This is a genomic window from Stenotrophomonas sp. A3_2, assembly GCF_036624925.1.
GTDB classification, from domain to species: Bacteria; Pseudomonadota; Gammaproteobacteria; order Xanthomonadales; family Xanthomonadaceae; genus Stenotrophomonas; species Stenotrophomonas hibiscicola.
Genome location: NZ_JAZKVY010000356.1, coordinates 88,221 through 94,477, shown reverse-complemented (window position 1 = coordinate 94,477; position 6,257 = coordinate 88,221). Strand labels below are relative to the sequence as shown.

The window sequence follows — 6,257 nt, the reverse complement described above, 5'->3', positions numbered from 1 at the left end:
GGGGGGGGGGGGGCGGTGGGGGCGGCCGGGGGCCCGCCACCACCGGAACGCGCTCAGCCCTGCAGGGCGCGGGCGTGGTGGGCGATGTGCTCGCCGATGAAGCTGGCGATGAAGTAGTAGCTGTGGTCGTAGCCCGGCTGCAGACGCAGGGTCAGCGGATGGCCGGCGGCCGCGCAGGCCTGCTGCAGGCGCTGCGGCTGCAGCTGGGTCTGCAGGAACTCGTCCGCCTCGCCCTGGTCGACCAGCAATGGCAGGTGCTCGCTGGCCGCCTCCAGCAGCGCGCACGTATCCCACTGCGCCCAGTCGGCCGGGTTGTCGCCCAGATAAGCCGTGAACGCCTTCTGCCCCCACGGTACGTGGCTGGGCGCGACGATCGGCGAGAACGCCGACACACTGCGGTAGCGCCCCGGGTTGCGCAGCGCTATCACCAGCGCACCGTGGCCGCCCATTGAATGGCCGCTGACAGCACGCGCGCCGGTGACCGGAAAATTCGCTTCGATCAGCGCCGGCAGCTCCTGCGCCACATAGTCGTGCATGCGGTAGTGCTTCGCCCACGGTGCACGGGTGGCGTTGAGGTAGAACCCCGCTCCCTTGCCGAGGTCGTAGCCTTCGGCATCGGCCACATCATCGCCGCGCGGGCTGGTATCCGGCGCAACGATGATTACGCCGTGCTCGGCTGCATAGCGCTGCGCACCGGCCTTGGTGATGAAATTCTGCTCGGTGCAGGTCAGGCCGCTCAGCCAGTACAGCACCGGCAGCTTCTGTGTTTCCACTTGCGGTGGCAGGTACACGGCGAACTGCATGTCGCAGCCCAGCGTGGTCGAACGATGGCGGTAGACGTCCTGCCAGCCGCCGAAACAGGCGCGGTGTTCAATGCGTTCCATGGTGCTCTCCTGCGTGCCGGCGTCAGCCGTCACGTGTGTTGATCAACTCATCCAGCCGCGACAGCAGGCGCAGAAGCGATTCGACGCCAGGCTGGCCATCCAGATTGCGGTACGCCGCCACCGCCACGTCGCTGCGCGGTGGCCATTGGCCGTCGGCGCGGGCTTCGTGCAGGCGCGGCAGGAATACCTGCGCAAGCCACTGCTCGAACGGCACGCCATCGTCGCTGCCGAAGGCCGAAGTCACCGCACGCGGTGGCCCCACCTCGCCGTCGACCCAGCCCAGCGCACGCAACGCCTGCTCGATCGGGTCGACCAGCGCCGCGCGCGGATCTTCCGCACGCGGCCTGCGCAAGGCATCGAACCAGCCCACGCCGCGCCTCAGTAGTGGACCACCGAACGGATCGACTTGCCTTCATGCATCAGGTCGAAGGCGTCGTTGATCTTGTCCAGGTCCATGGTGTGAGTGACGAACGGGGCCAGTTCGATGTCGCCCTTCATCGCGTCCTCGACCATGCCCGGCAGCTGGCTGCGGCCCTTCACGCCACCGAAGGCAGTGCCCATCCACTTGCGGCCGGTTACCAGCTGGAACGGGCGGGTGGAGATCTCCTGCCCGGCACCGGCCACGCCGATCACCACGCTCTGGCCCCAGCCACGGTGCGCGCATTCCAGCGCCGCGCGCATCACGTTGACGTTGCCGATGCACTCGAAGCTGTGGTCCACACCCCAGGTGGTCATTTCCACGATGACCTGCTGGATCGGCTTGTCGAAGTCCTTCGGGTTGATGCAGTCGGTGGCGCCGAATTCGCGCGCCAGTTCGAACTTGGACGGATTGGTGTCCACCGCGATGATGCGGCCGGCCTTGGCCTGGCGCGCACCCTGGATCACCGCCAGGCCGATGCCACCCAGGCCGAACACCGCCACGCTGTCGCCTTCCTGCACCTTGGCGGTGTTGTGCACCGCGCCGATGCCAGTGGTGACGCCACAGCCGAGCAGGCAGACGTGTTCCGGGTTGGCGTCCGGGTTGATCTTCGCCAGCGAGACTTCGGCCACAACGGTGTACTCGCTAAAGGTCGAGCAGCCCATGTAGTGGTACAGCGGCTCGCCGTTGTAGCTGAAGCGGCTGGTGCCGTCGGGCATCACGCCCTTGCCCTGGGTGGCGCGCACGGCCACGCACAGGTTGGTCTTGCCGCTCTTGCAGAACAGGCATTCGCCACACTCGGCGGTATACAGCGGAATCACGTGGTCGCCCGGCTTGACGCTGGTCACGCCCTCGCCCACTTCCACCACGATGCCGGCGCCTTCATGGCCCAGCACCACCGGGAACAGGCCTTCCGGGTCATCACCGGACAGGGTGAACGCATCGGTGTGGCAGACACCGGTGTGGGTAATCTTCACCAGCACTTCGCCCTTCTTCGGCGGGGCGACGTCGATCTCGACGATCTGCAGCGGCTGGCCGGGACCAAAGGCGACGGCGGCACGGGATTTCATGGGTGGACTCTCCAGAGACAGGCAATGACAGGATGGGCGGCGCCATGTTGCGCCGTCGTTTACTTCAGGTACGAGCGGATCAACGCGCTCATGTCGCGCACGCGTTCGGCGCGTTGTTCGTCGGAGGCGGCGGGCTGGCCGAATTCCTCGCGCAGATGGGCCTCCATCACCTCGGACATCAGGCCGTTGACCGCGCCACGGATGGCGGCGATCTGCTGCAGCACCGGCCCGCAGTCGGCGCCGGCTTCCAGCGCGCGGTCAAGCGCATCGCACTGGCCGCGGATGCGGCGCACGCGGGCCAGGACCTTCTTCTTCTCTTCGGGGGAGTGCGGCATGGCGGGCCAGCTCGGAACTATACTGGGGGATAGTATACATGCGTATTGGCAAAGTGACGGAAATGGCATCTCCCGCCTCCGCAATAGTGCCGTTGAATGCTTTCATATCAATCAATTACAGCAATTACGCTTCTACCGTTAATGCATCGGGGCATGCTGTAGGATCGGCAGAATCAGGAACCAGACAATGGGTGTTGGCATCCAACTCGGGCGCATCACCGATGAGATCGGCAGTGGCGCGTTTCTCCATGCCTTCTTCTCGACCATATCCGGCAACCTGGAGCCGAATGGCTGGGGAAGTCGATTCCCAATCCTCTTGAATCAGCTATACGCCGGCAGACTGCAGCAATCAGATGCTGCCGCCGCGCTGGCCGAACTACATAGGGTCCGTCGAGAGCTGGCCGAGCTTGCGCCAGCCCGTGTCATATGGTCGTTCGAGGATAGAACCCAGCGTCCACCGTGGGGAGACGATATCGCTGGCGACATCGACAGCCTGGCGACCTACTTCGTCACCTCACATGGGCACGATCTGATCGCGCTTCTGGCCGAGGTGTTTGAAGCACTTCAGGAAGGCGAAGACACGTCCGCCCGGATCATCAACTACTGATGCCCTACGCTCAATCAAACACGCCCTGAGCCGCCAACCGCGCCAGCTCATCCACCACGTAGCGCACCTTGGGCCGCAGGTGGCGGGTCGGTGGCCACAGCGCATGGATGTCGATATGCCGCTGCATGTGCGCATCCAGCACCGATTGCAGCGCCCCGGATTCCAGATGACGGCGTACCAGTGAAACGGGCATCTGGCAGATGCCCAGCCCAGCGATGGCCGCATCGATCACCGCGTCACCATCGTTGAGCTGGTAGGTCGCATTCGGGATGAACGTTCCCTCGGCATCGTCCCTGCCGATCCGCCACGCCACCGGCTGGCCGTGGCGGAAACCAACGACGCTGCGGTGCTGCGCCAGATCCTCCACGGTGGCCGGCACGCCATGCGCCTGCAGGTACTCCGGCGATGCGCAGGTGACCAGTCGTTGGCGACCCAGCCGGCGCGCGACCAGATGCTCGGCCTGGTGCAATCCGCCGAAGCGGATCAGCAGGTCGATGCCCTCTTCGACCGGATCGACGAAGTGATCGGTGAAGGTCATCGTCAGTTGCAGGTCCGGGTATTGCCGGCACAGGCGCAGCAGCACCGGCAGCACCACCAGGCGCCCGAACGAGGATGGCATGTCGATGCGCAGCCGTCCGCTGGGCAGGCCGGCCGACCCCAGGCAGGCCTCGGCGGCGGAGATTTCTTCCAGCGCCGCCGCACACGATGCGTAGTACGCCTCGCCGTCGGTGGTCAGCGCGATGCGCCGCGTGGTGCGGTGGAACAGGCGCACGCCCAGCCGCGCTTCCAGCCGGGCGATGGCCTTGCCCACCGCCGAGCGTGAGATGCCCAGCGCGTCGGCAGCCTCGGTGAAGCTGCCTGAGCGGGCCGTGGTAACGAACGTGACCAGGCCATTCAATGATTCCAGCGGCAGCATCTATCGCGCTCCATTGGGGACAAATAGTCCCGCACCTAGGGAGATCGAAGCGCTTTATGCGCCTGCATGTCAACTCCATTCTGTGTGCATCGCGCCGCTGGCGCCTCCTCCCCGCACCAAGATGACCGACATGACCGCCGCCCTGTTCCGCCTCTTCGATCTGGCAGGCATCGCCCTGCGCAACCGCATCGTGATGGCCCCGATGACCCGCGCCCGCAACCCCGGCGCGGTGGCCAATGAACTCACCGCGCAGTACTACCGGCAGCGCGCCAGCGCCGGCCTGATCATCAGTGAGGGCACCCCGGTCTCGCCGCAGGGCCAGGGTTACATCGACGTGCCGGGTATCTGGTCGGCCGAGCAGGTTGCCGGGTGGAAGCTCGTCACCGAGGCGGTGCATGCCGCACAGGGCACGATCTTCGCCCAGCTCTGGCACGTCGGCCGCATGTCGCATTCCTCGCTGCAGCCCGACGGTGGTCAACCGGTAAGCGCCGGTACCCGGCCGGTCGCCAGCGCACCGAAGAACACCTCGTTCGTCTATCTGGACGACGGCAGCCGCGGCCACGCCGATCCCACCCCGGCACGTGCGCTGGCCACCGAAGAGATCCCCGGCATCGTCGGCGACTTCGCGCGCGGCGCCGACAACGCCATCGCCGCCGGTTTCGATGGCATCGAACTGCATGCCGCCAACGGATACCTGTTCGAACAGTTCCTCAACCCGCTCATCAACCAGCGCGAGGACCGCTATGGCGGCTCGCTGCCCAATCGTGCGCGCTTGATCCTGGAGACCGTCGATGCGATGACCCAGCGCATCGGTGCGCAGCGCATCGGCGTGCGCCTGGCGCCGAACAACCTCACCTTCGACATGCCGTTCTACCCCGACAACGAGGCCACCTACCTGTACCTGGCCGAGGAACTGGGCAAGCGCGGCCTGGCCTATGTGCATCTCAACGACAACCTGCAGGCGGGCCAGTCGGTACTGGGCGAGGTGTTCCTGCGGCAGTTCAAGCAGGCCTACGGCGGCACCGTCATCCTGGCAGGTGGCATGACCCGCGAACGCGCCCTGCAGCTGGTCGAAGCGGGCACCATCGACCTGGCCGCGTTCGGCCAGCCGTTCATCGCCAACCCGGATCTGGTCGAGCGCCTGCAGCGCAACGTCGCGCTGGCCACGCCGGACCGCAGCACCTATTACGGGGGCGGCGAGGCAGGCTACCTCGATTACCCGGCCGCAGGCTGATCCCGCACGGTGTCGGATCCCCGCCGCCGGCGGGGCTCCGACCCATGTCCTCAGGCATCCTCGCGCACGTACGCGAACGACTCGTCCAACCGCTCGCAGCCGATCACTTCAACGACGATGGCCTGTGCGTCGTCTTCGCTGATGTTTCCTTCTTCAATATCGTCAACGCGGGCAAACAGCTGCTGCAACGCCGCGTACTGGTCGTCGCGAAGGAAGGATTGGTGGGACTGCAACCAGCGCTGCAGATTGCCGGCCAGCTCGCCGTGCGACAGCAGCGTATACGGCGCTTGGTAGTCGGCAACGGCTTCGACCATCTTGCGGAACAGGAAATCCTGGTAGTTGGCGGCCAGCACATCGGCACGATCATCGTCATGCCACACCAGCACGACGGGGGGCTCGGCAAAGCCGGGCGCGTTGCTCCAGAAGCAGTAGCTGTCACCCGCGCCGGTCCGCGCAAAAGGCAGCAGTTGCAGGTCTGTGCGCAGGGGATTGTAGTGGTCCTCGGCGGTCAGCTCCTGCCACGCCTCCAGCAGCTCGTCGTGTTCCAACGGCTCGTAGTCCTGGGCGTACAGCAGCACCGGCGGATCCGCCTGCAGCGTCGGGAATACCACCTCGGACCATTCCGGATGGGGAGCACCCCAACTCAACCGACCCGCTGCATGCAACTGCTTGAACAGGGGCGGGAAGGACTGGCCGGTGGCCTGTTCGATGCCGGATAGCGCGCTCATGGATGTCCTTGTCGATAGAGACCGCCCAGCTTGCCCGAATCCGCGCAGGAGATGAACCGGCCACA

Annotated in this window: 8 protein-coding genes; 2 read left to right on the top strand and 6 right to left on the bottom strand. The window is 65.9% G+C overall.

Annotation, left to right across the window (positions count from 1 at the left end; genetic code table 11):
- Positions 1-53: 53 nt before the first annotated feature.
- Genes fghA through frmR form a run of 4 tightly spaced genes read right to left on the bottom strand, consistent with a single transcriptional unit; the run spans position 54 to position 2,707 of the window.
- Entirely contained in the window at positions 54-884 is an 831-nt protein-coding gene (gene fghA, locus R5H29_RS19190; RefSeq protein WP_332329630.1) for an S-formylglutathione hydrolase, read from the bottom strand.
- Positions 885-906: 22 nt separating this feature from the next.
- Positions 907-1,254 carry a YqcC family protein gene (locus R5H29_RS19185; protein ID WP_332329629.1) on the bottom strand — a complete coding sequence of 116 codons (348 nt, stop codon included), beginning with the start codon at positions 1,252-1,254 and terminating at the stop codon, positions 907-909.
- An 8-nt stretch (positions 1,255-1,262) separates the two neighbouring features.
- Entirely contained in the window at positions 1,263-2,372 is a 1,110-nt protein-coding gene (locus tag R5H29_RS19180; RefSeq protein ID WP_134968875.1) for an S-(hydroxymethyl)glutathione dehydrogenase/class III alcohol dehydrogenase, read from the bottom strand.
- A 59-nt stretch (positions 2,373-2,431) separates the two neighbouring features.
- Positions 2,432-2,707: a formaldehyde-responsive transcriptional repressor FrmR gene (gene frmR, locus R5H29_RS19175; protein WP_005411009.1), complete on the bottom strand. Its 276-nt coding sequence runs from the start codon at positions 2,705-2,707 to the stop codon at positions 2,432-2,434.
- A gap of 187 nt (positions 2,708-2,894) precedes the next feature.
- Between frmR and R5H29_RS19170 the strand changes: the two genes are divergently transcribed.
- Positions 2,895-3,314, top strand: a complete 420-nt coding sequence (locus R5H29_RS19170; RefSeq protein ID WP_019662087.1) for an Imm70 family immunity protein — start codon at positions 2,895-2,897, stop codon at positions 3,312-3,314.
- A 10-nt stretch (positions 3,315-3,324) separates the two neighbouring features.
- Here R5H29_RS19170 and R5H29_RS19165 read toward each other — a convergent pair whose 3' ends face one another.
- The gene (locus R5H29_RS19165) at positions 3,325-4,230 is read right to left on the bottom strand and encodes a LysR family transcriptional regulator (RefSeq protein ID WP_227844078.1); all 906 of its coding nucleotides are present in this window, start codon (positions 4,228-4,230) and stop codon (positions 3,325-3,327) included.
- Positions 4,231-4,360: 130 nt separating this feature from the next.
- Here R5H29_RS19165 and R5H29_RS19160 point away from each other — a divergent pair, with 130 nt between their 5' ends.
- Positions 4,361-5,464 (top strand): alkene reductase, encoded by a 1,104-nt coding sequence (locus R5H29_RS19160; protein ID WP_332329628.1) that lies wholly within the window; start codon positions 4,361-4,363, stop codon positions 5,462-5,464.
- Positions 5,465-5,514: 50 nt separating this feature from the next.
- Here R5H29_RS19160 and R5H29_RS19155 read toward each other — a convergent pair whose 3' ends face one another.
- Complete coding sequence (locus R5H29_RS19155; RefSeq protein ID WP_033835222.1) at positions 5,515-6,192, bottom strand: SMI1/KNR4 family protein; 678 nt, start codon at positions 6,190-6,192, stop codon at positions 5,515-5,517.
- Positions 6,193-6,257 lie beyond the last annotated feature (65 nt).

Coding starts and splice junctions, on each gene's coding strand:
- R5H29_RS19165 (WP_227844078.1), bottom strand. CDS start 4,230: ATGCTGCCGCTGGAATCATTGAATGGCCTGGTCACGTTCGTTACCACG.
- R5H29_RS19155 (WP_033835222.1), bottom strand. CDS start 6,192: ATGAGCGCGCTATCCGGCATCGAACAGGCCACCGGCCAGTCCTTCCCG.
- fghA (WP_332329630.1), bottom strand. CDS start 884: ATGGAACGCATTGAACACCGCGCCTGTTTCGGCGGCTGGCAGGACGTC.
- R5H29_RS19180 (WP_134968875.1), bottom strand. CDS start 2,372: ATGAAATCCCGTGCCGCCGTCGCCTTTGGTCCCGGCCAGCCGCTGCAG.
- R5H29_RS19160 (WP_332329628.1), top strand. CDS start 4,361: ATGACCGCCGCCCTGTTCCGCCTCTTCGATCTGGCAGGCATCGCCCTG.
- R5H29_RS19170 (WP_019662087.1), top strand. CDS start 2,895: ATGGGTGTTGGCATCCAACTCGGGCGCATCACCGATGAGATCGGCAGT.
- frmR (WP_005411009.1), bottom strand. CDS start 2,707: ATGCCGCACTCCCCCGAAGAGAAGAAGAAGGTCCTGGCCCGCGTGCGC.